19 protein-coding genes, 1 tRNA gene and 1 pseudogene are annotated in these 23,683 nt (G+C 70.0%); 11 read left to right on the top strand and 10 right to left on the bottom strand.

Annotated features, from left to right (window positions below):
- Positions 1-126: 126 nt before the first annotated feature.
- Complete coding sequence (locus AB1K54_RS02775; protein WP_371201182.1) at positions 127-1,173, bottom strand: hypothetical protein; 1,047 nt, start codon at positions 1,171-1,173, stop codon at positions 127-129.
- Between the two features lie 66 nt (positions 1,174-1,239).
- On the opposite strand from AB1K54_RS02775, the gene AB1K54_RS02770 reads away from it, so the two are divergent.
- A complete protein-coding gene (locus tag AB1K54_RS02770; RefSeq protein WP_371201181.1) occupies positions 1,240-1,788 on the top strand; it encodes a hypothetical protein in 549 nt (182 codons plus the stop codon).
- Here the strand turns inward: AB1K54_RS02770 and AB1K54_RS02765 are convergent.
- The 4 genes from AB1K54_RS02765 to galU form a co-directional block, all read right to left on the bottom strand.
- Positions 1,777-1,852, bottom strand: a tRNA-Ala gene (locus tag AB1K54_RS02765). The two genes, AB1K54_RS02770 and AB1K54_RS02765, sit on opposite strands and share 12 nt — an antisense overlap.
- 64 nt (positions 1,853-1,916) lie before the next feature.
- The gene (locus AB1K54_RS02760) at positions 1,917-2,804 is read right to left on the bottom strand and encodes a large exoprotein (RefSeq protein WP_371201180.1); all 888 of its coding nucleotides are present in this window, start codon (positions 2,802-2,804) and stop codon (positions 1,917-1,919) included.
- A gap of 78 nt (positions 2,805-2,882) precedes the next feature.
- Entirely contained in the window at positions 2,883-3,512 is a 630-nt protein-coding gene (locus AB1K54_RS02755) for a GNAT family N-acetyltransferase (protein ID WP_371201179.1), read from the bottom strand.
- Positions 3,513-3,556: 44 nt separating this feature from the next.
- On the bottom strand, positions 3,557-4,447 hold the full coding sequence (gene galU / locus AB1K54_RS02750) for a UTP--glucose-1-phosphate uridylyltransferase GalU (RefSeq protein ID WP_371201178.1): 891 nt from the start codon (positions 4,445-4,447) through the stop codon (positions 3,557-3,559).
- A gap of 104 nt (positions 4,448-4,551) precedes the next feature.
- Between galU and AB1K54_RS02745 the strand changes: the two genes are divergently transcribed.
- The 3 genes from AB1K54_RS02745 to mscL are packed head-to-tail and all read left to right on the top strand — an operon-like array spanning position 4,552 to position 5,923.
- Positions 4,552-5,148, top strand: coding sequence for a 5-formyltetrahydrofolate cyclo-ligase (locus tag AB1K54_RS02745; RefSeq protein WP_371201177.1), 597 nt, complete (start codon positions 4,552-4,554; stop codon positions 5,146-5,148).
- Positions 5,149-5,179: 31 nt separating this feature from the next.
- Positions 5,180-5,467: an FmdB family zinc ribbon protein gene (locus AB1K54_RS02740; protein ID WP_371201176.1), complete on the top strand. Its 288-nt coding sequence runs from the start codon at positions 5,180-5,182 to the stop codon at positions 5,465-5,467.
- A gap of 36 nt (positions 5,468-5,503) precedes the next feature.
- Positions 5,504-5,923: a large conductance mechanosensitive channel protein MscL gene (gene mscL, locus AB1K54_RS02735; RefSeq protein ID WP_371201175.1), complete on the top strand. Its 420-nt coding sequence runs from the start codon at positions 5,504-5,506 to the stop codon at positions 5,921-5,923.
- 36 nt (positions 5,924-5,959) lie between these two features.
- On the opposite strand, the gene AB1K54_RS02730 is transcribed toward mscL, so the two are convergent.
- A complete protein-coding gene (locus tag AB1K54_RS02730; protein ID WP_371201174.1) occupies positions 5,960-6,178 on the bottom strand; it encodes a hypothetical protein in 219 nt (72 codons plus the stop codon).
- Positions 6,175-9,981 carry an AAA family ATPase gene (locus tag AB1K54_RS02725; RefSeq protein WP_371201173.1) on the bottom strand — a complete coding sequence of 1,269 codons (3,807 nt, stop codon included), beginning with the start codon at positions 9,979-9,981 and terminating at the stop codon, positions 6,175-6,177. The genes AB1K54_RS02730 and AB1K54_RS02725 overlap by 4 nt, the downstream gene beginning before the upstream one ends.
- Before the next feature lie 158 nt (positions 9,982-10,139).
- Between AB1K54_RS02725 and AB1K54_RS02720 the strand changes: the two genes are divergently transcribed.
- Positions 10,140-10,661, top strand: a complete 522-nt coding sequence (locus AB1K54_RS02720) for a methylated-DNA--[protein]-cysteine S-methyltransferase (RefSeq protein ID WP_371201172.1) — start codon at positions 10,140-10,142, stop codon at positions 10,659-10,661.
- A gap of 53 nt (positions 10,662-10,714) precedes the next feature.
- Here AB1K54_RS02720 and AB1K54_RS02715 read toward each other — a convergent pair whose 3' ends face one another.
- Positions 10,715-12,331: a cation acetate symporter gene (locus AB1K54_RS02715; RefSeq protein WP_371201171.1), complete on the bottom strand. Its 1,617-nt coding sequence runs from the start codon at positions 12,329-12,331 to the stop codon at positions 10,715-10,717.
- Positions 12,328-12,678, bottom strand: coding sequence for a DUF485 domain-containing protein (locus tag AB1K54_RS02710; RefSeq protein ID WP_371201170.1), 351 nt, complete (start codon positions 12,676-12,678; stop codon positions 12,328-12,330). Before AB1K54_RS02710 ends, AB1K54_RS02715 begins: the two co-directional genes overlap by 4 nt.
- Before the next feature lie 170 nt (positions 12,679-12,848).
- Here AB1K54_RS02710 and AB1K54_RS02705 point away from each other — a divergent pair, with 170 nt between their 5' ends.
- From AB1K54_RS02705 to AB1K54_RS02695, 3 genes are all read left to right on the top strand, one after another.
- Complete coding sequence (locus AB1K54_RS02705) at positions 12,849-13,709, top strand: LuxR C-terminal-related transcriptional regulator (protein WP_371201169.1); 861 nt, start codon at positions 12,849-12,851, stop codon at positions 13,707-13,709.
- A gap of 66 nt (positions 13,710-13,775) precedes the next feature.
- Positions 13,776-14,126, top strand: a complete 351-nt coding sequence (locus tag AB1K54_RS02700; RefSeq protein WP_371201168.1) for an Lsr2 family protein — start codon at positions 13,776-13,778, stop codon at positions 14,124-14,126.
- A 277-nt stretch (positions 14,127-14,403) separates the two neighbouring features.
- Positions 14,404-19,164, top strand: coding sequence for a beta strand repeat-containing protein (locus AB1K54_RS02695; protein ID WP_371201167.1), 4,761 nt, complete (start codon positions 14,404-14,406; stop codon positions 19,162-19,164).
- 60 nt (positions 19,165-19,224) lie between these two features.
- On the opposite strand, the gene AB1K54_RS02690 is transcribed toward AB1K54_RS02695, so the two are convergent.
- A complete protein-coding gene (locus AB1K54_RS02690) occupies positions 19,225-19,878 on the bottom strand; it encodes a TetR family transcriptional regulator (protein ID WP_371201166.1) in 654 nt (217 codons plus the stop codon).
- Between the two features lie 66 nt (positions 19,879-19,944).
- Between AB1K54_RS02690 and AB1K54_RS02685 the strand changes: the two genes are divergently transcribed.
- The 3 genes and pseudogenes from AB1K54_RS02685 to AB1K54_RS02675 form a co-directional block, all read left to right on the top strand.
- Complete coding sequence (locus AB1K54_RS02685; RefSeq protein WP_371201165.1) at positions 19,945-21,030, top strand: ABC transporter permease; 1,086 nt, start codon at positions 19,945-19,947, stop codon at positions 21,028-21,030.
- Entirely contained in the window at positions 21,027-22,748 is a 1,722-nt protein-coding gene (locus AB1K54_RS02680) for an ATP-binding cassette domain-containing protein (protein ID WP_371201164.1), read from the top strand. The genes AB1K54_RS02685 and AB1K54_RS02680 overlap by 4 nt, the downstream gene beginning before the upstream one ends.
- A gap of 3 nt (positions 22,749-22,751) precedes the next feature.
- A pseudogene (locus tag AB1K54_RS02675) lies at positions 22,752-23,309 on the top strand (IS3 family transposase); the annotation flags it as partial.
- Positions 23,310-23,683 lie beyond the last annotated feature (374 nt).

The following is a 23,683-nucleotide window of genomic DNA, read 5'->3' as shown; positions in this document are numbered from 1 at the left end:
CTAGAAGGTCAGGCTGCCCGTCGGGGTTTTCGGCCCGCGGTCAGCCGTTAACTCGTGATGAAGGTGCGCGGCGGTCACGAGCGTGACGTGGTGGTGCCAGCCCGTGAAGGTGGCTGCACCCGACGACTACGAGGAGCGGGATTCGCTCAATTGCCGAATCTCCGCGTGCACGCTCGCGGCGGCCCGCCTCAGTTCCGCGATCGTCAGCCCTGGCGCCTTGACGTACTTGTAGACGAACGACGGCGCGAAGTGGTTGAACTCCTTGCGGCCGTGATGTGCCTGGGGTAGCCCAGCGGGGAACGTGAAGAACTCGGGACGAGCCCGGCCGATCTCTTCCCGTCGCTGGCGAGACTCGGGAGTGCGGCCGTCGATACCGCGCCCCCAGAGGACGGCGGCGCGGCGGAACTGGTCGCCTTGCAGCTGCCAGCCGAGCAGCATGTCCATCCCGTCAACGCGAGTCCGCTCCAGAACTTCGACCAGCGGGGTGGCATTGCTCAAGTCGCCCTTGGCGGGTGGATCAAGATCAGGCAGGACGTCGTTGAGGAGGCGAGCCACGCGCTGTGCCCGAGCCTTCTGCAGCGCTGCCCGCATCTGCGAGCTCGAAATCGCGCCGAGCAGGCTCGAGGGCAGCCAGACCGGTTCCTCGTCGGACTGCACATCGACCGTCGACACCAGCTGGTGGAGGTCGGTGACAAAGGCGGCGTAGCGGCGCATCGTCTCGACCTCGTACGACGCGTTGGCAGGCAGCGCATCGAGGATGCGAGCCGCGAGATCTGCGTAGCTCAGGTAGCGCCACGCGCCGGGGTCGAAGTCCGGCGCACTGACCGACAGCAGCACCAAGGCGGGAGGATGCGACCACTTCGCCGCCACTCCCCCGTACTCGTCGAGCTGAACCCGATCCGGCAGCGAGAAGACCTTGTTCTCGATCACCAAGGGCGCCTGGTCCGGCCAGTGAAAGACCAGATCCATGTGTCCGCGTTCGCGGTCGACCCAACGGCCCGTGTCTTCTCCGGCGACCGTGAGGGGGCGGAAGGTCGCGTCGGCGGCTTCGGGAAGCTGGTCGAAGTACCAGCCGATGAGGTTGGAGTGGAAGAGCTCGCGCTGGCCGTACATCAGGCGGCCCAGCGGGTTCGCCTCGATGCGGGCCGCGATCGCTCCGAATGCCTCAGTCACGCGATTCACCCTATCCGGGGGTCGGGACACCCTACGCCAAGTCGCTCGAGGTCACGTCTGCCAGTCTTGGTGCGGGTCGCTGCCGAGAAACTCACTCGCCGTAGCGAAGGGCGGCTGCTCGCCCAAGAGCGGCCGTTTCGCTCGACCTGCGGCGGGGTGCGCGTTCTCGATGCGGAGGTGCTTCGGGTTGTCCAGCGGAACCGGGTCGATAGCGCGACCGAGCCGGGCGGTGTCGCCTTCGTCTCAACCGTCGCGGGAAGCACCGTCGGTACTGCCGACGGAGCCTGCATCCGCGGCTGCCTGGAACTGCTCGCCAACCCCTGCGAGCTCTATAGCCAGGCCAGCGACGAGATGCGCCGCAAGCTCAACCAGGCAATCTTCACCCGCATCTGGGTCGTCGACCTCGAGCGAGTCGATGCCGAGTTCACCGAACCCGCCTGCGAACTCATCGAGGCGCAAATGCGCTGGCAGTCACTGCGTCGGGACGAGACGATTCCCGTGTCGAACCCGCGCCCACCAACACGAACGCCCCGGTCCAAGAAGGACCGGGGCGTTTCGATGAGCCTCTCCGTGCACGATGGCATTGTTTGGAGTAAGCGTTCTTGGTGGACCTGAGGGGATTCGAACCCCTGACCTCTTCATTGCGAACGAAGCGCGCTACCAACTGCGCCACAGGCCCTTGAACCTCAGCTAGATTAGCACGGCTGGGTGGGCCGGAATGACAACCGTGGGCCCGTCCGGGCTCATGCGCCGGCGGCGCGGCGCTCCAGCAGCCGGCGCACGTGAGCCTCGATCTCGGCGTCGTCGACGTAGCCCATGCGGGCGTATTCCGACGGCGCCGACGTGGTGGCCTTCGCCTCGCGCACCCGCTCGATCGAGGGCGGAGCCTGGGCCTCGGCGCGGGCTCGCATCGCCTCTTCGAGCGCGGCACGACGCAGCGCCTCGTGCGCGTTCTCCACCTCGAGCACGGCGGCCGCGCGCGAGCCGGCGGACGACGTGAGCGGGCGCGGAAGCTCCCGCGGCGCCCACGCGCGGTCGACCTCGAGAGCGACGTCCTGCAGCGGGGCCGGAGCGCGGACGACGGCATCCGTCTTCATCGTCTTCGCCGCGGCCCGGGCTGCGACGCGCGAGATCTGGATGAGCATCAGCCAGCACACGACGGCGATGCCGACCGACGACCACAGCAGCAGCTGGGCGCCCGTCGTGACGACCTCCCACGCTCCCCATGCGGCCAGCCCGATGGCGATCGTGCCGATCAGGGTGACCGCGAGCCGCATCCTGCGGCGAGCGCGCGCGCGACGGGCTTCGGGCCGCATGCGTGCGGCGGCGCGCTCGGCGCGAGCCTGTTCGAGTTCCAGCCTCGCGCCCTCGAGCGCCGTGTGCTCACGCTCGGCGAGGGCCCGCCGCGCGAGCCTCTGCTGCGCGAGCGCGGTCCGCGTGTTGAGCTCGAGCTTCACCTCTTCGGGGGTCTCGGCCGTCTCTGCCAGCACGCGCAGCGCCTGATTGAGCCGCACCGCGTTGCGCTCGGCGGCGTCGTACTGCTTGCGGGCGTACCACGATGGCAGCAGATAGACCAGCCACAGCAGCACCGCCACTGCGACGATCACTCCCCCGCCCAGCACCTGCCCCATGCTGACAAAGGTAAGCGAGGCGGGGCCCACGTGCCGCGGCATCCGTTGCGTGTCGTCAACCCGGCGACCAGATGTCGGTCACGCGTGCAGTCGGTCGGTCGGCGGAACAGTCGCCGCGTCCTGCGGCGCCCGGCCCTGAACCCAGCGCTCCAGCACACCCTCGGGCACGTCCTCGCGCACGAGCGCGAAGCAGTAGTGGTCGCGCCAGTCGCCGTCGATGTGGATGAACCGCCGCCGCAGCCCCTCATAGCGGAAGCCGAGCTTCTCGACGACCCGCAGGCTGGCACGGTTCTCGGGGCGGATGCAGATCTCCATGCGGTGCAGGCGCAGCTCTTGGAAGCACACGTCGGTGGCCATCGCCACCGACGTCGGCGTGATCCCGCGTCCCGCGAACCGCTCGCTCACCCAATAGCCGATCGTGGCCGAGGCGAGCGAGCCGCGCGCGATGCCCCACACGTTCAGCTGCCCGGCGATCTCACCGTCGTACTCCATGACGAACGGCACCCCGACGCCGTCGCGGTACTGCTGAAGCAGTCGGCGCACGCCCATGCGCATATCGAACGACACCGGGCCGTCGGGGCTCGTCGCCTCCCACGGGCGCAGCCACGAGCGGTTCGACAGCAGCTCCTGCTGCAGCGTTCGCGCGTCGCGCGGACGCACGAGACGGATCGAGATCGGGCCGTGTGCGCGAGGAGTGGTCACCTCCATGTGCGACCTCCTCCTCGTCGACGGGTCTGCGGGGCATCCGGCGTCTAGAGCCCTGCCGCAAACTCCTTGAACCAGGGCCGGAGTGCGGGCCCCAGGTCGTCGCGGTCGGCGGCCAGCTGCACGATCGCCTTGATGTAGTCCACCCTATCGCCGGTGTCGTACCGGCGCCCCCGGAAGATGACCCCGTACACGCCGGGTCCATCGGGATCGGTCGCGAGCGCCTGCAGCGCATCGGTGAGCTGGATCTCTCCGCCCTTGCCCGGCTCGGTGCGCTCCAGCACGTCGAAGACGCGCGGTGCGAGCACGTACCGCCCGATGACGGCGAGGTTCGACGGAGCGTCCTCTTTGCGGGGCTTCTCGACCAGCCCCGTGACCTTCACGATGCCTTCGGCACCGGTCTGCTCGACCGACGCGACGCCGTACGCGTCGATGTGGTCGGGATCGACCTCCATGAGGGCGATGACCGCGGCCCCACCGGTGCGCTCGTGCTCGGCGATCATCAGCGAGAGCAGCTCGTCGCGCTCGTCGATGAGGTCATCGCCCAGCATCACCGCGAACGAGCAGTCGCCGACGTGCGCCTTCGCCCGCAGCACCGCGTGACCGAGGCCCTTCGGCTCACCCTGGCGCACGAAGTGCATGTCGGCGAGGTCGCTCGACTCGAGCACCCGGCGCAGCCGCACCGTGTCGCCCTTGTCTTTCAGGCGGTCTTCGAGCTCGGGGACGGAGTCGAAGTGATCCGAGATGGCGTTCTTGTTGCGCCCGATGATCACGAGGATGTCGTCGATGCCGGCGCGCGCGGCCTCTTCGGCGACGTACTGGATCGCCGGCTTGTCGACGACCGGCAGCATCTCTTTCGGCATCGCCTTCGTCGCAGGCAGGAACCGGGTTCCGAGGCCTGCGGCGGGGATGACGGCTTTCATCGGCGTGAGCGACATTCCCCGAGTGTATCCAGTCCCGCCCCCGCGACCGCGCGGCGACGTCATGATCCCGTCCGTGCCGATTCCGGCCCCCACCCAGCCGTGCCGCCTACAATCGACCCATGTCCGACGCCATCGCCGATGCCAAGCGCGCACTGCGCGCCGACCTGCGCGAGCGGCGCAATCTGCTGTCGCCGCAGGCTCGGGATGCCGCCGCCGACGGCATCCGCACCCAGCTCGACGCCCTCGTCGACAAGCACCGGGCCCGATCGGTGTCGTGCTTCCTGTCGACGACGACCGAGCCCGGCACGCGCGAGTTCGTCGACGCGGCTGTGGAGCGCGGCATCCGCGTGCTGCTTCCGATCACCCGCGCCGACGGCCTGCTGGACTGGTCGGTGGCCACCGCCGGTATCGATATCGCCGAGGGCATGTTCGGGCTTCCCGAGCCCGTGGGCGAGCTGCTCGGCCCCATCGCGGTGAACAGCGTGGACCTCCTCATCGTTCCGGCCGCCGCCGTCGATCGCACCGGCATGCGCCTCGGCTGGGGCCGCGGCTTCTTCGACAAGACGCTGGGCTCGATGGAGCGCTGCCCGCCGGTGTACGCCGTCGTGTACGACTCCGAGGTGCTCGACGAGGTTCCCAGCGACCTGCACGACCAGCGGGTGACCGGCGTCGTCACCCCGACCCGAACGGTGACCTTCGCGCCCGCGCGAAGCTGACCTCTTCCGTACGCCAGATCGAGAGACACCCATGCCCACCTACACCTACGCCTGCAAGCAGTGCGGCCACCGTTTCGACGCCGTGCAGTCCTTCTCCGACCCCACCCTGACCGACTGTCCCGAATGCGCGGGCGCGCTGCGCAAGGTGTACGACTCGATCGGCGTCACCTTCAACGGCTCGGGCTTCTACCGCACCGACTCGCGATCCGGCGCGAAGCCGTCGTCGACCGCGTCGGAATCCAGCGGTGGCGCCGCAGCCGCCTCTTCGACATCATCGAAGTCTGAGCCTGCGCCCGCACCCGCGCCATCGGGCTCGTAATCCGGCCGAAAGCCGGCGATAGGTGAGGAGTATCACGTGATCAAGGGCTTCAAGGAGTTCATTCTCCGCGGCAACGTCATCGACCTGGCCGTCGCGGTCGTCATCGGCGCGGCGTTCACCGCGATCGTGGGCGCCCTGGTGGAGGGATTCATCAATCCGCTGATCGGTGTGCTGTTCCAGCTCGGCGATCTGAGCAGGTGGGAAGTGTCGGTGCCCACGCTCTCGGGCTTCACGTCGACGTTCGCGATCGGCGCGATCGTGAGCTCGATCGTCAACTTCCTCGCGGTCGCCGTGATCGTCTACTTCCTGTTCGTCATGCCGATGAACCATTGGAAGGCCCGTCAGGCCGTCAAGGCCGAAGCCGAGTCGGCGGGCGAGGAGCCGCCGCCGACCGAGCAGGAGCTGCTCGTGCAGATCCGCGACCTGCTCGAGCGGCAGACGCCCGCCAAGCCCTGATCCGGGGCTGGATCCACCGGCGCTGCCGCGCCGCATTCAATAGTGCGGGGGCACGTCCCGCCGCAGACGGTCGTCGTTCGGGCCGACGTCGGGGGCTGCGGATGCCTCGGCCGCGGCATCCGTCGCCTTCTCGTCCGCCGGAACCGGCTCGGCCGTCGTGTCGGGCGCCGCGGTGAGCTTCGCGCGTCGCCGCCCGGGAACCTTCTCGACGCGCTGTCGCCCGGCCCCGGGGTCGTCGCCCATGCCCGGGCTCACTCGATGATCGTGATCGGCTGCGTGTCGTCGTCGGCGCGCGGCGTCTCGGGCCTGATCCCGAGGATCGCCGCGATCCGGGCCGCGACGCCGGCCGGGTCGCTGTACAGGTCGAAGGAATGCACCCGGATGTAGTGCCACCCGAGCCGCCGCAACACTTGCGGCCGCAGGCGCAGCGACTCGCGCAGCGACTCGCCGATCGTCTCGGGGTCGCTCTCGACGACCAGCGCCTTGCCCTCGAACTGGGCGACGAGCGGCAGCAGGCCCCGGTAGTGCACGTCGACCGAGGCGCCCAGGCGCCGCAGCTCACGGGCGAGCGAGCGCATCAGCGGGTCGGCGAGGTCTTCGAGGCGGGTCTCGCGCGCGCGGGCGGCCACTCCGCCGAGGATCGACATGAGCGTCGCGGCCCCGTACTCGAGCCGGCCGTCGTCGAACGCGGACGGGCGGATCGACGACACGATGACGATCGCGCGTCGCGCACGGGTCATCCCGACCGTCAGCAGGCGCTCGCCGTCCGGGGTCGAGAGGTCTCCGAAGTCGCTCAGCACGCGCCCGTGACGGGTGAGGCCGAAGCCGAGGGTGAAGATGACGCGGTCGCGGCTCTCGGCGACGGACTCTTCGAGGGTCAGCACCGCGAACGGCTCGGCGGTGTCGCGCGAGACGAAGTCGGCGACGTCGGAGCGCCCGGCGAACGCGGCCTCGACCGCGGCGCGGATGCGCTCGGCGTGCCGCGCGCTGGCTGTCACGACCATCAGCGACTCTCCGCCTCGGTTGACGGCGTGCTCGACGACGAGCGTCACCACGCGCGCGACCTCGGCGTCGGGGCTCTCGACCGCGCCGGTCACCGGGTCTGGCGCGCCGATCCCGCCCTCGACGTAGTCGACGCTCAGGCTGCCGCGGCCGAGGTACGAGCCCGCCCACGGCAGCGACACGATCTCACCGCCGTAGAACGCGTCGTTGACGAGTTCGGCGAGGTCTTCGCCGCCCGCGCGGTAGCTCTTGGTGAGCGTCTCGACCGGCAGCAGTTCGGCGAGGCGCTCGAACACGCTGAGGTCATCGAACGCGAACGCGTCGTCGGCGGGGGTCAGGGCTGTGCCCGCGCGCTCCGAGGCGGCGCCCATCGCCTCGGCGATCGGAGGGGAGAGCGTCGGGAGCGTCGCCGACGTGGCTGCCACGTGGAAGGGCGTGGGCTTCTGCGTCACCGGGTCGCCGATCGCCACCACCTGGCGCGCGCGCCGCAGGGCGGGGGCGGCCTCGGCGAGGCTCAGCGCCGCGGCATCCGCCAGGATCACGACGTCGAAGGCGGGTTCCGCCGGGATCTCGGGCACGTCGTAGGGCGAGGCGAGCCACACCGGCGCGAGCACCCGCATGAGCGTCGGCGCCACCGCGCCCAGGTGCTCGGCGTCTGTCACACCGGACTTCAGCGCGTGCCGGAGGGCCGCCGCTTCGCCTGCCTCGTCGACGATGCCGATGCGCCACTGGGTCGCCAGCTGCGCGGCCAGCAGGGGGCCGGATGCCGCGGCATGCGCCTCGTCGACGAGACGGAAGTCGCGCTCGAGCCGGTCCACGACCGCGGTGTTCGCGCCGAGCAGCGCGCGGTCGCTGCGCAGCAGATGCTCCAGCGCCGACTGCCACCACGCGAACTCGAGCTCGCCGCCCACGGCCTGCTCCGGGATGTGGCGCACCGCCAGCTCGAGCAGCAGCGGCTCGAGGCCGAGCTTGGCCAGCTCTCCGCGCAGCGTGGCGCGCTCGACGAGGTTCTCGAACACCTCGGACTCCGCCGCGAGCGACGCGAGCGTTCGCACGAGCTGCGGGATCGGCAGGTGCGCGAGACGCACGTCGCCGGAGCGTCCGAGCACCGTGTCGAGCTCGACGAGCCCTCCCGCGGCGCGCTCCCACGCGGTGTGCGCGTCGCCGATGCCGAGCGGGATCTCGGGCACGACCCCGGACTCGACGAACCTCTGCCAGTCGGTGCGCTGCTGCTGGATGCGCAGCAGCCACTCGTACATGTCGGGGATGAAGACACCGGGGCGCACGTACTCGCGCGCGAGGCGCTTGAGCTGGCGCCTGGCCGCCCCGGTGAGGTTCGGAGAGTCGCGCCGCGGAGCGTGGGCCTGGATGAGCTCGGCGAGGGGACGCTCGAACACGGTCGGGCTGAACCGGTCCAGCGTGTCGCGGATGCCCTGCAGGAGCTTCAGGCACAGGCCGAGCTCGGTGATCGTGCGGAAGGGCCGCATGCGCGTCTGAGCCACGAGTTCGTAGGCGCGTTCGAGAAGACCCGGCAGCTCCTGCCGGTGCAGTCGCGCGGCGAGGCTGTGCGCCGCGCGGGCGTCGGAGGTGGTGGTGAAGGTGACCCCGTACCAGGGCGAGTCGTCGGGCCCGAAGCGGAATTCGCCGAGCCGGGCCGCCGCCGCGAGCTTCGCCGCCGCGGCCTCGCGCACGGGCGCGACGCGCACGAGCGTGTCGAGGTCGAGCCGGGCCTCTGCCTGGGGCTGCGGATCGGCCGACGAGAGCGTCGTGAGCGTTGCCAGCACCTCGAGCATCGAGACGCCGAGCCCCGGATGCGGCGTGGTCAGCGCTGCGCGGTAGTCGCGCAGCACGCCGCGCAGACGCACGAGGGCGTCGTCGATGTCAGAGACCTTCGGCGGCTCCGCCTTCTCGTTGCGCCCGATCGCACGAATGAGGTCGCGCTGCAGGCTGCGCGGCGACACGGCAAGGCCCGGCAGGCCGATGCTCGACAGCCGGTGCCTGACGCCCTCCAGTGTGGACCTGCGGGCGCTGACGACCAGCACGCGTCTGCCGCCCTGCACGAGCGAGCCGATCGCGTTGATCACGGTCTGCGTGCCGCCCGTGCCGGGCAGCGTGTGCACGACGAGCGAGTGACCGGCGGCGATCCGCGCGAGCACGGCCTCCTGCTCGGAGTCCGCGTCGAGGAGAAGATCGTCGGATGCCGGCGGCCGGTCGTCGACGGCGGTCACCACCGGCTTGTCGCGGGGTGCGGCGAACGCCTCGCGATCCGACTCGTGGCCCGCGAGGGCGTTGAGCACCATGTGGTCGAGGTCGGTCGTGTCGCGGATCATGCCGGACGCGATGTCGGCGAAGCTCGACACGAGCAGCCGCGGCCGCACCGCGAACGACTCGATCCCGGCGGTCTCGGCGCGCAGGCGGTCGATCACCGGCTGCGGCCTGAAGACCGCCCCGTCGTAGGCGAGCGCTGCGAGGGCTGTGCCGTCGAGGTCGAGGCCGAAGTGCGCGCGCAGCACGCGGACGAGCTCGGGGTTCACGACGAACGGCCCCGCGCGCAGGGCGAGCTCGAAGTCGGCGTGATGACGGCGGATCGACAGGGCCCGTAGCAGCACCGGTGCGGTCCACTCCACCCCTCCGATCCGCCACGAGGCAAGACCGACCGCGAGATGCACGGACTCGACGCCGCGCACGGTGCGCAGTTCGAGGCTCTTGGCGGTGATGCGCTCGGCTGCGAGGCGCGCGGTGCGATTGGCGACCTCGTCGCGGAACAGGTTCGACAGCAGGGTCGAGCGGCCGGTGAGGAACTGCGGGAGACTGCTCGGATGGGCCTTCGTGATCTCGATCGCCGCGTCGACGGCCTCCGAGAAGTGCAGCAGCGTGGAGCGGCCGCCCAGCTCTGCGACCTGCGTGCGGATGAGGTCGCGCTGCGGCTCGGCGATGTGCATCACAGCCACGCCGGGCTCGCCGAGTCCGAGCGCCCCCGGCTTCACGTCCGCCCCGGGGACGGCATCCCCTGCCCCCGGGCCGGGGCTGATCTCTGCGCGCCGCACACGTGCCACACTAAGCGGGCGTGGTGCGCGGGCCCCACATTCGGAACGGGTTTCGCCGGATTGAGAGGCGCGGCTCTTCTTCTCCCCACTGTGGGGTCGCGCGCGGGCTGTCCACAACAAGTCGCCCGCGACGGATGCCGCGACCCCCGCGCAACGAGGATGAACGCATGACCACCCCGCGCTTTCGCATCCACCCCTCCCCCATCGGCGAGGTCCTCATCGTCGCGACCGACGAAGGCATCGTGACGCTGCATCCGTTCCGCGGTCCGCTGGGCCCTCAGCTGGAGCGGGTCGGGCTCGCGCTGCGGATTCCGCCCGAGCCCGACGACACGGCCGGAGGCGACATCGACCGCCAGCTCGACGAGTACTTCGCCGGCGAGCGCGCCGAGTTCGACGTCGCCCTCGACTGGCGGCTCGTGCACGGGTTCACTCGTGCGGCGCTCGAGGCGGTGCGCGACATCCCGTACGGCGAGACGGCGTCCTACGGCGAGGTCGCCGTCTTGGCAGGCAAAGCGCGCGCCGCCCGAGCGGTCGGCACCGCGTGCGCCACGACACCCTTCTCGATCGTCGTCCCGGTGCACCGGGTGGTGCGCGCCGACGGTTCGATCGGCGAGTACGGCGGGCATCCCGAGGTCAAGCTGTTCCTTCTCGACCTCGAGCGCGGCCCAGGCGGACAGGTCGCTTCATGACATGCCGACGGCCCCGGACTCATGCCCGGGACCGTCGGTCGTCACTGCGCTCGTCAGTGGTGCGTGGCCTTCTCGGCGCCGAAGCCGGTGAGCGAGCGCACCTCCATCTCGGCGGCCAGGCGCGGGTCTTCGTCCTTGCGCGAGAGGACCGATCCGAGCCAGCCCAGGAAGAACCCGAGCGGGATCGACACGATGCCCGGGTTGTTCAGCGGCCAGATCGCCGTTCCGGTGTCCTTGAAGACGCTCGTGGGAGTGCCCCAGAAGACCGGCGAGAGCAGGATCAGGATCACGGCGGCGGCGAGGCCTCCGTACATGCTCCACACGGCGCCGCGGGTGGTGAACCCGCGCCAGAACAGCGAGTAGAGGATCGTCGGCAGGTTCGCCGATGCCGCCACCGCGAACGCGAGGGCGACGAGGAACGCCACGTTCTGGCCCTGCACGCCGATGCCGCCGACGATCGCGAGGATGCCGATCACGACGACCGTGCGCCGGGCGACCTTCACTTCGCCGTCGGGCGCGACCTTGCCCTTCTTCACCACGTTGGCGTAGATGTCGTGCGCGAACGACGCCGCCGCGGTGATCGTGAGCCCCGCGACGACCGCGAGGATCGTGGCGAACGCGACGGCCGAGATGAAGCCCATCAGCAGCGGACCGCCGAGGGCCTGCGCCAGCAGCGGCGCCGCCGAGTTCACCCCGCCCGGGGCTGCCTTGATCGTGTCGGGGCCGACGAGGGCGCCCGCGCCGTAGCCGAGCACGAGGGTCAGCAAGTAGAACAGTCCGATGAGCCAGATCGCCCACACGACCGAACGGCGGGCCTCCTTCGCCGTGGGGACCGTGTAGAAGCGCATCAGCACGTGCGGCAGTCCCGCGGTGCCGAGCACGAGCGCGATCGCCAGCGAGATGAAGTCCCACGGGTTGGCGCCGTACTGCAGGCCCGGCGCGAGGATCGCCGCGCCGGCGGGCGATGCCTCCACCGCGTTCTGCAGCAGCGTGTCGAGGCTGAAGCCGCTTTTCGCGAGCACCCAGATCGTCATGGCGAGCGCGCCGCCGATGAGGAGGAACGCCTTGACGATCTGCACCCATGTGGTGCCCTTCATGCCGCCCACGAGCACGTAGACGATCATCAGGACGCCCACGACCGCGACCACGAGGGACTGGCCGAGCTGCTCGGTGATGCCCAGCAGCAGCGACACCAGGCCGCCGGCGCCGGCCATCTGCGCGAGCAGGTAGAAGAAGCACACCGCGAGGGTCGTGATGGCTGCGGCGGTGCGCACCGGCCCCTGCTTGAGGCGGAACGACAGCACGTCGGCCATCGTGAACTTGCCGGTGTTGCGCATCAGTTCGGCGACCAGCAGCAGCGCGACCAGCCACGCCACGAGGAACCCGATCGAGTACAGGAACCCGTCGTAGCCGTTGATGGCGATCGCGCCGGTGATGCCGAGGAACGACGCCGCCGAGAGGTAGTCCCCCGAGATCGCGAATCCGTTCTGCGGTCCGGTGAAGGAGCGTCCGGCCGCGTAGTAGTCCGCCGCGGTCTTGCTGTTGCGGCTTGCGCGAATGACGATGAACAGCGTCACCGCGACGAATGCGGCGAAGATCGAGATGTTCAGGATCGGGTTGTTCTCGATCGTCTGAACCGCGGCATCCACCGCGCTGAAGACCTCGTTCATGCGGATGCCTCGTGCTGCTCGAGCTCCTCGCGGATGCGCTGCGAGTCGGGGTCGAGCTTGCGGTTGGCGTACCCGACGTAGGCCATCGTGATGGCGAACGTGGTGACGAACTGCCCGAGCCCGAACAGCAGGCCGACCGTGAGGTCGCCCCATACGTGCTGGGCCATGAAGTCGCGCGCGAACGACGACAGCAGGACGTAGGCGAAGTACCAGACGAGGAAGGCGACGGTGAGGGGCCACACGAAGCTGCGGTGCTTGCGCTTGAGCGTCTGGAACTGCGGCGACTCCTCCACCGCGATGTAGTCGATGCCGCCCGGTGGGACGGTATCGGTCTGTGTCTGTGACATGCGGCCTCCTTGCCGTAGGTCGATCGGGCCGGCATCCGTCGCGCGGCCTCTTCCGGGGGAACAGCCGGTCAGAGCCCGAAATCGTCGCATCCGGGGCCGAGGGGCTGCGTGGTAGGGTCGACGCTACGAAACCCGGTGCCATCGCCGTCACCCCCGAAAGTAGGTAGTGGGTGTCCACCCAGGAAGCCGTCTCCGAGAGCCAGTTGCTGACGACGGCGTTGAAGGATCTGTCTCGGCGCACGCGCTTCCCCCTGGTGTTCGGCGGCTTCGCGGGCGACGGCGGCGTGCCGATCACCGCAATCCTCGGCAACCGCACCCGACGGCTCGAAGGGCTGATCGTGCGCGCCGGGCGGGGGCTCGGCGGCCGCGCGTTCACCGAGCTGCGCCCGCGCATGACGCCCGACTACGGCAGCTCGCGTCACATCACGCACGACTACGACGGCCATGTGCTCGGCGAGGGCATCGCCACGCTGCTGGCGGTGCCGGTCGTTGTGCACGGTCGAACGCGCGGCATGCTGTACGGCGGCACGTGGTCGAACCTCAGCGTCGGCGACGTCACGGCGACTCCCGCGGTGCAGGTCGCCGAGGCGCTCGCGAACGAGTTGCGGGTGCGCGACGAGATCGAGCGGCGGCTGTCGGCGCACCCCCTCGCGAGGGCGGCGGCCCCGGGAATCGACGCGGCTCGGCAGGAGGAGTTGCGCGCGACCTATGCCGAACTGCGCAGCATCGCCGCGAGCGTGACGGACCCCGCCACCCGCGACCGGCTCGTGGCGCTGGAGCGCCGCCTCGCCGGCATCTCGGGCGACGAGGGTCTGCGCGAAGCCAGCGCCCTCGAGGTGCGCCTCTCGCCGCGCGAGCTCGACGTGCTGGCGTGCGCTGCGCTCGGGCAGACGAACGCACAGATCGCGATGTCGCTCGCGCTCAAAGAAGTCACGGTGAAGTCGTACCTGCAGTCCGCGATGTCGAAGCTCAACGCCTCGACGCGTATCGCCGCGGTCGCCCGCGCCCGGCGTCTGGGCATCCTTCCATGATCGGCGGGCGAAAAAACGCGCGGCATGGTTCGTGACGCACGTCGCGCGCATCAGTATGGTGTGACCATGGCCCGCAGAATCGTGCATCAACTCGTCGACGACCTCGACGGAACCGTCCTCGACGTCGGCTCCGGCGAGACGGTGCTGTTCTCGCTCGACGGCATCGCCTACGAGATCGATCTCACCGCAGACAACGCCGAAGCCTTCCGCGCGGTCCTCGCGCCGTACGTCGCCGGAGCACGCCGGGTCTCGGCCGCACGCTCGTCGGCAGGTGCGAGCGCTGCGCGCAGACGTCGGCGAACCGGGCAGCCGGACTACGGCGACGTGCGCGCGTGGGCCAAGCACAACGGGTACACCGTCTCGGAGCGGGGGAGGGTGCCTGCATCCGTTCTCGAGGCCTACGAGGCCGCGCACTGATCACCCGTCCACCGCGAGCCCCGGCTCGTTGTGCGACCCGGGGTGCGCCCCGTCGCGGTGAACAGTTCACGGCAAAGGGGCCGGTGCGACGCGACAGGGTGCCTCAGGGGCCCTATCGCCGCGAGGTGTCCGTCGAATACAGTGAAAGGAGTTGTGCCCGAACACATTCGCGTGGATCGGAAGGTCTGACGCTTCGAGGGAGGCCGTGCACATGACGCGCTTCGGACGTACCATTCGCACCAGGAGCACCACCGAGATCGCGAAGCGTCACAGGCGCGTGCGGAAGCTCACCGCAGCACTGGCCAGTCTTGCCCTCGCAGTGCCTGCCACTCTCGTGGTGGCCGCGCCGGCGCAGGCGGTGGCGATCCCGGTGACGTTCGGCACGCCCGGCACCTACTCGTGGACTGTTCCGGAAGGCGTCACGACGCTCACCGGCGTGGTGGTGCGCGGGGCCAGCGGCGGTCGCGGCGAGGGCAACCAGGCGGGCGATGGCGCAGTGGGTGCGCAACTCGGCGGCACGATGTCGGTCACCCCTGGCCAGGTGCTCACCATCTACGTCGCGGGTCAAGGAGCGGACGCGACGGGCGACGGGCCTGGAGGGTCGGGCGGTACCGGATACCGCGCAGGCGGCGCCGGAGGCACCGGGGCCGGAACCGTGGGCCTCAGGAACGGCGGCGGCGGCGGCGGCGGCTCGTCGGCGATCATCGGTGGCAATGCAGACGTCATTGCGGGCGGCGGCGGCGGCGGCGGCGGCACGGGCGGTGGCTTCGGCGCGTGTGACGGAGGCGGAGGCGGTGCAGGCGGTGCCACCGGAGCGACCGGCGGCGGGGGTGGCGCTGACCAGGGTGGGTGCAACACTCTCAACGGCGGGGCCGGGGGTACTCCCGCATCCGTGACCGCGGCCGGAACGAACGGCGGGAGCGGAACCGGCGGACTGGTTCCCGACGGTGGATCCGGTGGTGGTGGCGGCGGCGGCGGCATCGGCGGCCCCGCGAACAACTCGAATACCGGCGGTGGTGGCGGCGGCGGCGGCGGCAGTGCGTATCCGGCGACCATGTCGGTCCAGAGCACGTCCAACCGCGCCGGGTTCGTGGAGTTCACCTACCAGACCGTCGAGACCACGACCGCGGTCGCGGTCGATTCGGCCAGTTTCGCCTACGGGGGACCCGTGACGGGCACAGTGACCGTGACATCGCTGACCCCCGGCTCACCGGCGTCCGGAGAGGTGACCGTGTCGCTGCCCGGAGGGTCGCTGGTGACGCTCACCCTCACCCCCGCGACCGAGACGACCTCGACGGCGACATTCTCGATCCCGACCACGGCCAACGTCGGGACCGGCTACCAGGTCAACGCCACCTACACGCCGCCGCCCGCGCCGCAGAGCGCGTTCAGCGGCAGCAGCGGCAGCACCGAGTTCGCGATCACGCAGGCCACCACGACGACCACGGTCGACGCCGCCGTGTCGTACGCCTACGGTGACCCGGTCGTCGGGACGGTCGGGCTGACGACGACCTCCACGCTGTTCCCGCAGGGCACTCTGCTGGTAGAACTCGTCAACTCCGCCTTGACCGTGGTGGCCACCACGACGATCGTGAACCCCACAGCATCGACGCCGTTCGACTTTGGCGGCCCCTTCAGCGTCGGCGAGTACAGCGTACGGGCCACATTCACGCCGACCTCGACGCAGAACTATCTCAACTCGAGCGCCGCGACACCCACCGAGATCGTGCAGACGGACTCCGACGTCGCCATCGACGTGCCGACGCCGATCGTAGGGTGGGACGACTCTGTCACCGGCACGATCTCCGTGACCACCGCGTCCGGAGAGGCGGCTGCGGTTCCGGCATCCACGGTGGTGCTGCGGGTGACGCCGAGCGGAGGCGGCGCCCCCATCGAAGTCGCCGTGACGGCGACCGGCACTCCGGGAGTCTTCTCGTTCACGACCAGCCATCCGGTCGGCGACTACACGTTCGTCGGCGTGTTCGCGGGAACCGAGTCCGTCGGCGCCGGGGAGTCGCCCGCGGTCGACGTATCAGTCGTGCAGACCCCGACGAACACGACGGTCTCGCTGCCCGCCGCGGCGGCCTTCGGATTCGACGTCGACGCAGCAGCCACCGTCACGATCGACGAACCTGGGTCGGTGGACGGCGACGCGACTCTGACCGTCTACGTGACCGGCACCGACACGGTCGTGCTGACCGTTCCCGGGACTGTCACCGCGGGCACCGCCAACTTCACGATCCCGGGCGGCAACCCTCTCGCCATCGGGTCGTACGACATCACGGTGGCCTATGCAGGAACCGAGAACCTGGAGCCGTCGGTCAGCGCGCGCGCTCCCCTCACGATCGTCACTTCGTCGGTGGCCTTCGCGTTCAGCGCGCTCGACACGATCTATGACGACGATGTCACGGGAACGGTGACCCTCACCATGCAGTCCTCGCTGTTCTCCATCGATCCGATCGGCGTCGGAAGCGTCGTCATCTTGCACGACGGCATCATCGTCGCCGGTCCGCTCGCGCTGGACTACCAACCCGTGCCGCCCGGCGGTTCCGGACAGGCGGAGGCGTCGTTCACCGTTCCCGGGCTGGAGGCCGGCGACTACCATGCGCAGGCGGACTATACGGGCGACAGCATCGCCGGCATCCCCGCCAACACCAGCGAACTGGTGCCCTTCACGGTCGCGCCCGCTGCCACGACCACGACGCTCACCGCGACTCCCGCGACGACGACCTACCCAGGACCGGTCGAACTGACGGCGACCGTCGCCAACGCCGAGACCGCCGCGGTGCCCGAGGGCTTCGTGCGGTTCACGGTGACTCCGCCCGGAGGCACACCGGGCGAGGCCACGGTGGCTCTGGTGAACGGTGTCGCGACCTGGTCGAGCAGCTTCTCGGCCGGCGCCTACACCGCGACGGCGGAGTACCTCGGCAACACGAACACGTGGGGCGTGTCCAACTTCGTGGCATCGGATGACGGACCGACGCCGTTCACTGTGACGCCTGTGGCCACGACCACGACGCTCTCGATCCCTGATCTGACCTGGAACGCCGCGGCAAGCGCGACCGGAACGGTCGTGAGCGACCCCGCCGGCGTGACGATCACGGCGGGAACCGTCGAGATCCTGGTATACGTCGATGACCCGCTCTCGCCGATCGCAACAGCGACGACGATCATCACGGACGGCACCTTCACCACTCACTTCACGGGCCTTGACGTGGGAACCTACTTCGCGGTGGCGCGATACTCGGGCGGCAACGACCAGGAAGCGTCGGAGTCGGAAGTGGTCGAGTTCACGATCGCCGAGGCACCCGTCACGGTCGCAGTCGTCCCGGCTACCCCGACCACGCGGTACGGGCAGGCGATCCCCGGCATCGTCCAGATCACCCCCACGGGAGGTCCGGACGTTCCCCTGCCGAACAACGGCACGGTCGCCGCAACGCTGACCGGTGGGTCCCTGACCGAGATCGTGTCGAACCTGCCGGTCAGCGGAGGGCAGGCGGCATACCAGTTCATCTCGGGGCTCACCTGGAGGACCGTGGGGATCTACACGATCTCGGCCACCTTCACCGACGGCAACTACGCCGACGGGACATCCCTCGACGTCCAGACCGAGATTCTGCCGGCTCGTACGAGCACATCTTTCGACTCGCTCGCTCCGGAGCCCGTGCCCTATGGCGAGACGAGTGTCGCCATGATCACCGTGCGCAACACCGACTCGGTGATCCCGCCGCAGGAGGGCGTGATCCGGATCCTCGTCGACGGCGTGCCGATTCCCGGCGTCGAGCAGCCGTTGTCCGGCGGCACCCTGAACCCCAACGGATCGGTGACCGTCGCCGTCTCCCTCCCGACGTCCGACTACACGGTCGGCGCGCATGAGTTGACCGCGGTGTACGTGCCCACCGCCGCCCTGCCGAACTTCGAAGGTTCGCAGAGCGCGGTGTTCACCGGCACCATCATCGCCGCCCCGACGGTGACCTCGCTCGCCCTCGCCGACGCCTCGTTCTACGAGGGCATCGGCACGATCGCGTCCGGCCAGGTGCAGACGGCCTCGCCCATCGGCGTCGCGATCCCCGACGGCTCCGAGGTCATCGTGAGGATCTATGCCGCGACCGACGTCGGCCTCGAGAACCCGGTCGCTGAGTACACCACCACCACGACCGGCGGGGACGGGAGCTACGAGGTCGCCGCCGCAGCCGAGCTGCCCCCTGGCGACTACGTTGTGCGCTCTATCTTCATTCCGGTCGACCCGTTCGCCGTTTCGAGCTCTGACCTGGTGGACCTCACCGTGCTCGAGCGCGTGGCGACGACCACGACGGTGAGGGTGAACTCGCCGGTGACATGGAGCACGCCGATCACGGTGAGCGCGTCGGTGGCCTCCGCCGGCCTCGTGCCGGGCGCACCGTCCGGCACGATGGGCCTGCGAATCGTGGACGCCTCCGGCGGCACGGTGTTCACCCTCTCGCCGCCGGTCGACGTCGTGGACGGCGAGACCGGCGACGTGGTGCTCGACGTCGACTGGAGTCTGGTGCCCCCGGGCGAGTACACGGTGGTCGGCGACTTCGCCCCCGACCTCGACAGCCCGTGGGCGGGCTCGGTGGGCGAGACAGCCCTCGACGTCGTGTCCTGCGCGGCACAGGTCGTGCTCGCCCTCGATCCGACCTCGGTCCTGGCGGGCGGTTTGGTCACCGCGACGGCCGAGGTCACGGGTATCACCCCCGGTTGCCTCGCTGAGCCGACCGGCGGCACCGTCGAATTCTTCCTCGACGGCCGGTCGATCGGCACCGGCACCGTTCAGTCGCCGGTGGTGCTGCAGTTCGCGGCGCCGGGAAGGGCCGGCACCTACGTCGCGACAGCGACCTTCCTGGGCACGGATCTGCTCGGCACGGCCGAGTCGAACCCGGTCGATCTCGTGGTGACGGCCGTGGGCCCGCTGCCGAGCACCGGGGCCGACGTGGGCATCCCGACAGCAGCAGGAGTGCTGCTGCTGATCGGCGGGCTCCTCGTCGTCCTGCGACGTCGATCCCGGAAGTCGGTCTGAGCGGGGTTCGCTCCGCCCTCGCCCGGTCGGTGCGGACAGGCCCTGTGCCAAGCGAGGGGATCACTCGCCCTGTCGGCGGTCGGTCCCCTCGCCCGGCGTCGGATCGGAAAGAGGTCCGGTGAGGTAGCGCTGCACGTTCGGACCGACCCGCGTGACGAGTTCGTCGACGGGGGCCGACGCGATCGGCTCGAGTTCGACGACGTAGCGCAGCACGATCATTCCGACGATCTGGCTCGCCACGAGCGCGGCGCGCTTGTGCCCGTCGGGCCCGCCGACCCGCTCACCGATGCGGTTGATGAGCTCGCGCGAGAGGAAGCCCATCACGAGCGACGACGTCCGGCGGCTGCCGATGACCCCGCGCAGCAGCGCCACGCCGCGCTGGCGGAACGCGCGCTCGTCCCACAGTTCGAGCACGAACCGCACGATGCGCTCCCCCGCGGTGTCCAGATCCGTGCCGATCGCCGCGTGCAGAGCGCGCGCGGGATTGACGGGCACGTCGACCACCGCGGCGAACAGGTCCGACTTCGTGCCGAAGTAGTGGTGCACGAGCGCCGGGTCGGCGCCCGCCCGGTCGGCGATCGAGCGGATCGTCGCCCCGTCGTAGCCGAGTTCGCCGAACTCGGCGGTCGCCGCAGCCAGGATGTCGGCCCGCGCGTCGGAGGCCCCGCCGGTCGGGCGGCCGCGCCGGCGGCGTGCGGGAGCGGGCTTGTGCATGCGCCCAGAGTATGGGTCTGGATTGCCTCTTGCCAATAATTCATCGCGTCATGAATAATGCGGAGCATGCGCGCTGTCTTCCTCAAGGAGTTCCAGGAGCTGCGGCGGGATCGCCCGACTCTCGCCATGCTCATCGTCATGCCGTTGCTGCTGCTGGTGGTCTTCGGGTACGCGGCGAACTTCACCGTCGACACGCTGCGCGTCAGCGTCTACGGCGCCGACGCCCAGCAGCTCGAAGACCTCGTCGACGAGAACGAAGACCTGAGCGAGCATCTCGAGATCGTGGCGACGGATGCCTCGGGCGATGCCGGCGACGCCGAGCAGGCGCTCGTCGACCGGGCGTCGAACGTCGCGATCGTGGCCGAGGGCTCGGGCACCGTCACGGTCTACATCGACGGCTCGAACCTGTTCGCGGCGCAGTCGGCCCTGGTGCTGTTCACGCAGATCAGCGAGCAGTTCGCGCAGAATCCGCGGGCGCCGACGGTCGAGATCGAGGTGCTGTTCAACCCCGACCTGAAGACCTCGTGGGTCATGATCCCGGCGATCATCGGCCTGATCCTGACCTTCATCGGCACGGTGATCACGAGCATCGGGCTGGTGCGCGAGCGCGAGGCGGGCACGTTCGAGCAGCTCGCGGTGATGCCGCTGCGCGCGCCGGCCGTCATCCTCGGCAAGATCACGCCGTACTTCCTGCTGGCGTCGTTCGACATGGTGGTGGTCACGGTGGTCGGCATCTGGCTGTTCGGCGTGCCGTTCGTGGGCAGCGTGTGGCTGTTCATCGTCGGCGCGGCGCTGTTCCTGTTCGCGGTGCTCGGGCTCGGTGTGCTGATCTCGTCGGTCGCGAAGACGTCGGGCCAGGCGATCCAGTTCGCGCTGATGCTGCTGCTGCCGCAGGTGCTGCTGTCGGGCATGATCTTCCCGCTCGACGCGATGGCGGCCGGGGTCCGCTGGATCGGGTACCTGCTGCCGCTCACGTACTTCACGATGGTGTCGCAGGGCGTCATGCTGCGCGGGGCCGGGTGGGAGTCGCTGTGGCTGCCGCTGTCGGTGCTGCTGCTGATGGCGATCGCGCTCTTCACGCTCGCCGTCGTGCGGCTGCACGCGAGCATCGCGCCCGCGCGGGCGCACCGCCACCGCGGGGCGAAGCGATGAGCGGATTCGGCGTCGACGGCATCCGCGTCGCCTTCGGCGAGACGATCGCGCTCGACGACGTGTCACTCGAGGTTCCGCGTGGCGAGGTCACCGCGATCGTGGGAGGCGACGGCGCCGGAAAGTCCACGCTGCTGAGGGTGTTCGCCGGTCGCGTCGCTCCGTCGCAGGGCTCGGTGCGCACCCTCCCGAAAGCCGAGATCGGCTACCAGCCGTCGACTTCTGGGGTGTGGGGCAATCTCACCGTCGCCGAGAACGTCGCCTTCGTGGGCACGTCGTTCCGGATGCCGGCACGCGCGCTCCGCGAGCGCTCGGACGAGCTGCTCTCGCGGGCGGGCCTGTCGGGCGCGCGCGACCGGCTCGGGCGCGACCTGTCGGGCGGTATGCGGCAGAAGCTCGGCTTCGTGCTCGCGATCCTGCACGAGCCGCAGTTCGTGCTGCTCGACGAGCCGAGCACGGGCGTCGACCCGGTCAGCCGCGTGGAGCTCTGGCGCCTGATCTCGGCCACCGCGACCGGCGACACCGCCGTGCTGCTGGCCACCACGTACCTCGACGAGGCGGCGCGTGCGGCATCCGTCACCGCGCTCGACCGCGGAAGGGTGATCGCCGCCGGCACGCCCGACGAGATCATCGACTCGGTGCCCGGCCGCATCGTGCTCGCGCCCGCCGCGCCCGCGACGGCGGACTCATGGCGCCGCGGGACGGCGAGGCACGCGTGGCTCGCCGACGCCGAGGCCCCCGGCACCGCGGTGTCCCCCGATCTCGAGGACGCGCTGATCGCTCTGACGCTCTCGCGCGACCCCGGCGCCGAAGACGCGGCAGAACCTGCACCGGCGCCCGCGGCGCACGTCGCGCCCGGCACGGTCATCGCCGCCGGGCGCGACGTGACGCGGAGGTTCGGCGGCCACGTCGCCGTCGACGACGTGTCGCTCGAGGTCTCGGCCGGCGAGGTCGTCGGGCTCATCGGCGCCAACGGCGCGGGCAAGACGACCTTCCTGCGCGCTCTGATCGGTCTCGACCGCGTCGACGAGGGCAGCGTCGCGCTCTTCGGCGCGGAGCCGGACGCGGCATCCCGCGAGCGCCTCGGCTACGTTCCGCAGGGTCTCGGCCTGTATCGCACGATCAGCGTCGATGAGAACGCCGAGTTCTTCTCGCGCGTGTACCGGATGCCGCGCCCCCGCCTGCCCGCCTCGCTCGCCGCCGTCGAGCACGACCCGGTGGGTGCGATCGGTCTCGGGCGCCAGCGCCAGCTCGCGTTCGCCCTGGCACTCGCGCACCGCCCGGAGTTGCTGGTGCTCGATGAGCCGACCTCGGGGGTCGACCCGCTCTCGCGCGCGCGGCTGTGGGACATCATCCACGCGCAGGCGGACGCCGGTGTGGGTGTGCTCGTGACCACCCACTACCTGCAAGAGGCCGAGCAGTGCACGCGCCTCGCGCTCATGTCGCAGGGGCGGCTGATCGGCGTCGGAAGCGTCGACGAGCTGATCGGCGGGGTGACGGCGGTGCTGGTGCGCTCAGCCGCGTGGCAGGAGGCGTTCACGCGGCTGAGCGACGCGGGGCTGCCGACCATGCTTTCGGGGCGGGCGATCCGCGTCGCGGGCGTCGACCCGGGCACCGTGCGAGAGGCGCTCGGCGGGGTCGAGGCATCCGTCGAAGCCGTCCCGCCCACGCTCGAAGAGGCGATGGTGCTGCTTGAGTCGGCGCCGCGAGTCGCGGGGTAGGCGGGAGTCGCGCTCATCTGCAAACTGCTGCAGGTGGCTCCGAGCAGCTACTACGCGACCAAGACCCGCGCCCCCTCCGCTCGTGCGGTGCGCGACGAGGAGCTGATCCCGCAGCTGGTTGAACTTTGGGAGACCAGCTACTGGGTCGACGGGGTCCGCAAGCTCTGGAAAGCGGCCTGGCGGGCGGGGATCATGATCGGCCGGAATCAGGTCGCGAACTTGATGCAGGTCGCGGGGATGGAGGGCACGCGTCGCTCCAAGAAGGCGAAGACGACCAGGCCCGACCCGGCGTCGTCTCGGCATCCGGATCTGGTGCAGCGGGAGTTCACTGCCACCGCACCGAATCGGCTCTGGGTCACCGATCTGACGTTCGTGGTCACGTGGGCGGGTGTCGCGTAGGTGTGCTTCATCGCCGACGCGTGCTCCCGCATGATCGTCCGGTGGCGGGTCGCGCCACACATGCGCACCGAGATGATCATCGACGCGATCGAGATGGCCCGCTGGTCCAAAGGCCACCATCACGACGATCTGCGATGCCACAGCGATGCCGGGTCTCAATTTCGAAGGCCGCATCAACTGACCATGCGCCAGATCAGATCCACCGTTAACCTGACAGACCCGAAACGCTATCTGAACCACCAGATCACCCTCAAGGAGTTCCTAGCCTCGGGCTTTCATGGTGGGGCGGGCTGAGTGCCGTGTGGTGAATGGGGAAAGTGCTCCTGATCTGGGAGAATAGGACTTGTCTAGAGTTCAGATTCACTCAGTTCGAGGAGCACCTTCAAGGTGAAGACTACCCGCGTCTACCCGCACCTTCATGTTGATACTGCGGCGGTGTCCGCGGTCGGTCACGCGGGTGGGGTGCTGTTGACCGAGACGGTCCGTGCGACGGGTCTGGATCGGGCGCTGTCCGGCACGCTGGGGCGATGGCGCAA

Source organism: Microbacterium sp. BWT-B31 (assembly GCF_041379855.1).
Lineage (GTDB): Bacteria > Actinomycetota > Actinomycetes > Actinomycetales > Microbacteriaceae > Microbacterium.
Note: the sequence above shows the minus strand (reverse complement) of the source record. Positions and strands in the feature narration are given on the sequence as shown.

Bases quoted from the DNA above. Each gene is read 5' to 3' on its own strand.
- AB1K54_RS02760 (WP_371201180.1), bottom strand. From the start codon at position 2,804: ATGGGGCAGGTGCTGGGCGGGGGAGTGATCGTCGCAGTGGCGGTGCTG.
- AB1K54_RS02745 (WP_371201177.1), top strand. From the start codon at position 4,552: ATGTCCGACGCCATCGCCGATGCCAAGCGCGCACTGCGCGCCGACCTG.
- AB1K54_RS02690 (WP_371201166.1), bottom strand. From the start codon at position 19,878: ATGCACAAGCCCGCTCCCGCACGCCGCCGGCGCGGCCGCCCGACCGGC.
- AB1K54_RS02710 (WP_371201170.1), bottom strand. From the start codon at position 12,678: ATGTCACAGACACAGACCGATACCGTCCCACCGGGCGGCATCGACTAC.
- AB1K54_RS02700 (WP_371201168.1), top strand. From the start codon at position 13,776: ATGGCCCGCAGAATCGTGCATCAACTCGTCGACGACCTCGACGGAACC.
- AB1K54_RS02740 (WP_371201176.1), top strand. From the start codon at position 5,180: ATGCCCACCTACACCTACGCCTGCAAGCAGTGCGGCCACCGTTTCGAC.
- AB1K54_RS02715 (WP_371201171.1), bottom strand. From the start codon at position 12,331: ATGAACGAGGTCTTCAGCGCGGTGGATGCCGCGGTTCAGACGATCGAG.
- galU (WP_371201178.1), bottom strand. From the start codon at position 4,447: ATGTCGCTCACGCCGATGAAAGCCGTCATCCCCGCCGCAGGCCTCGGA.
- AB1K54_RS02680 (WP_371201164.1), top strand. From the start codon at position 21,027: ATGAGCGGATTCGGCGTCGACGGCATCCGCGTCGCCTTCGGCGAGACG.
- AB1K54_RS02685 (WP_371201165.1), top strand. From the start codon at position 19,945: ATGCGCGCTGTCTTCCTCAAGGAGTTCCAGGAGCTGCGGCGGGATCGC.
- AB1K54_RS02755 (WP_371201179.1), bottom strand. From the start codon at position 3,512: ATGGAGGTGACCACTCCTCGCGCACACGGCCCGATCTCGATCCGTCTC.
- AB1K54_RS02720 (WP_371201172.1), top strand. From the start codon at position 10,140: ATGACCACCCCGCGCTTTCGCATCCACCCCTCCCCCATCGGCGAGGTC.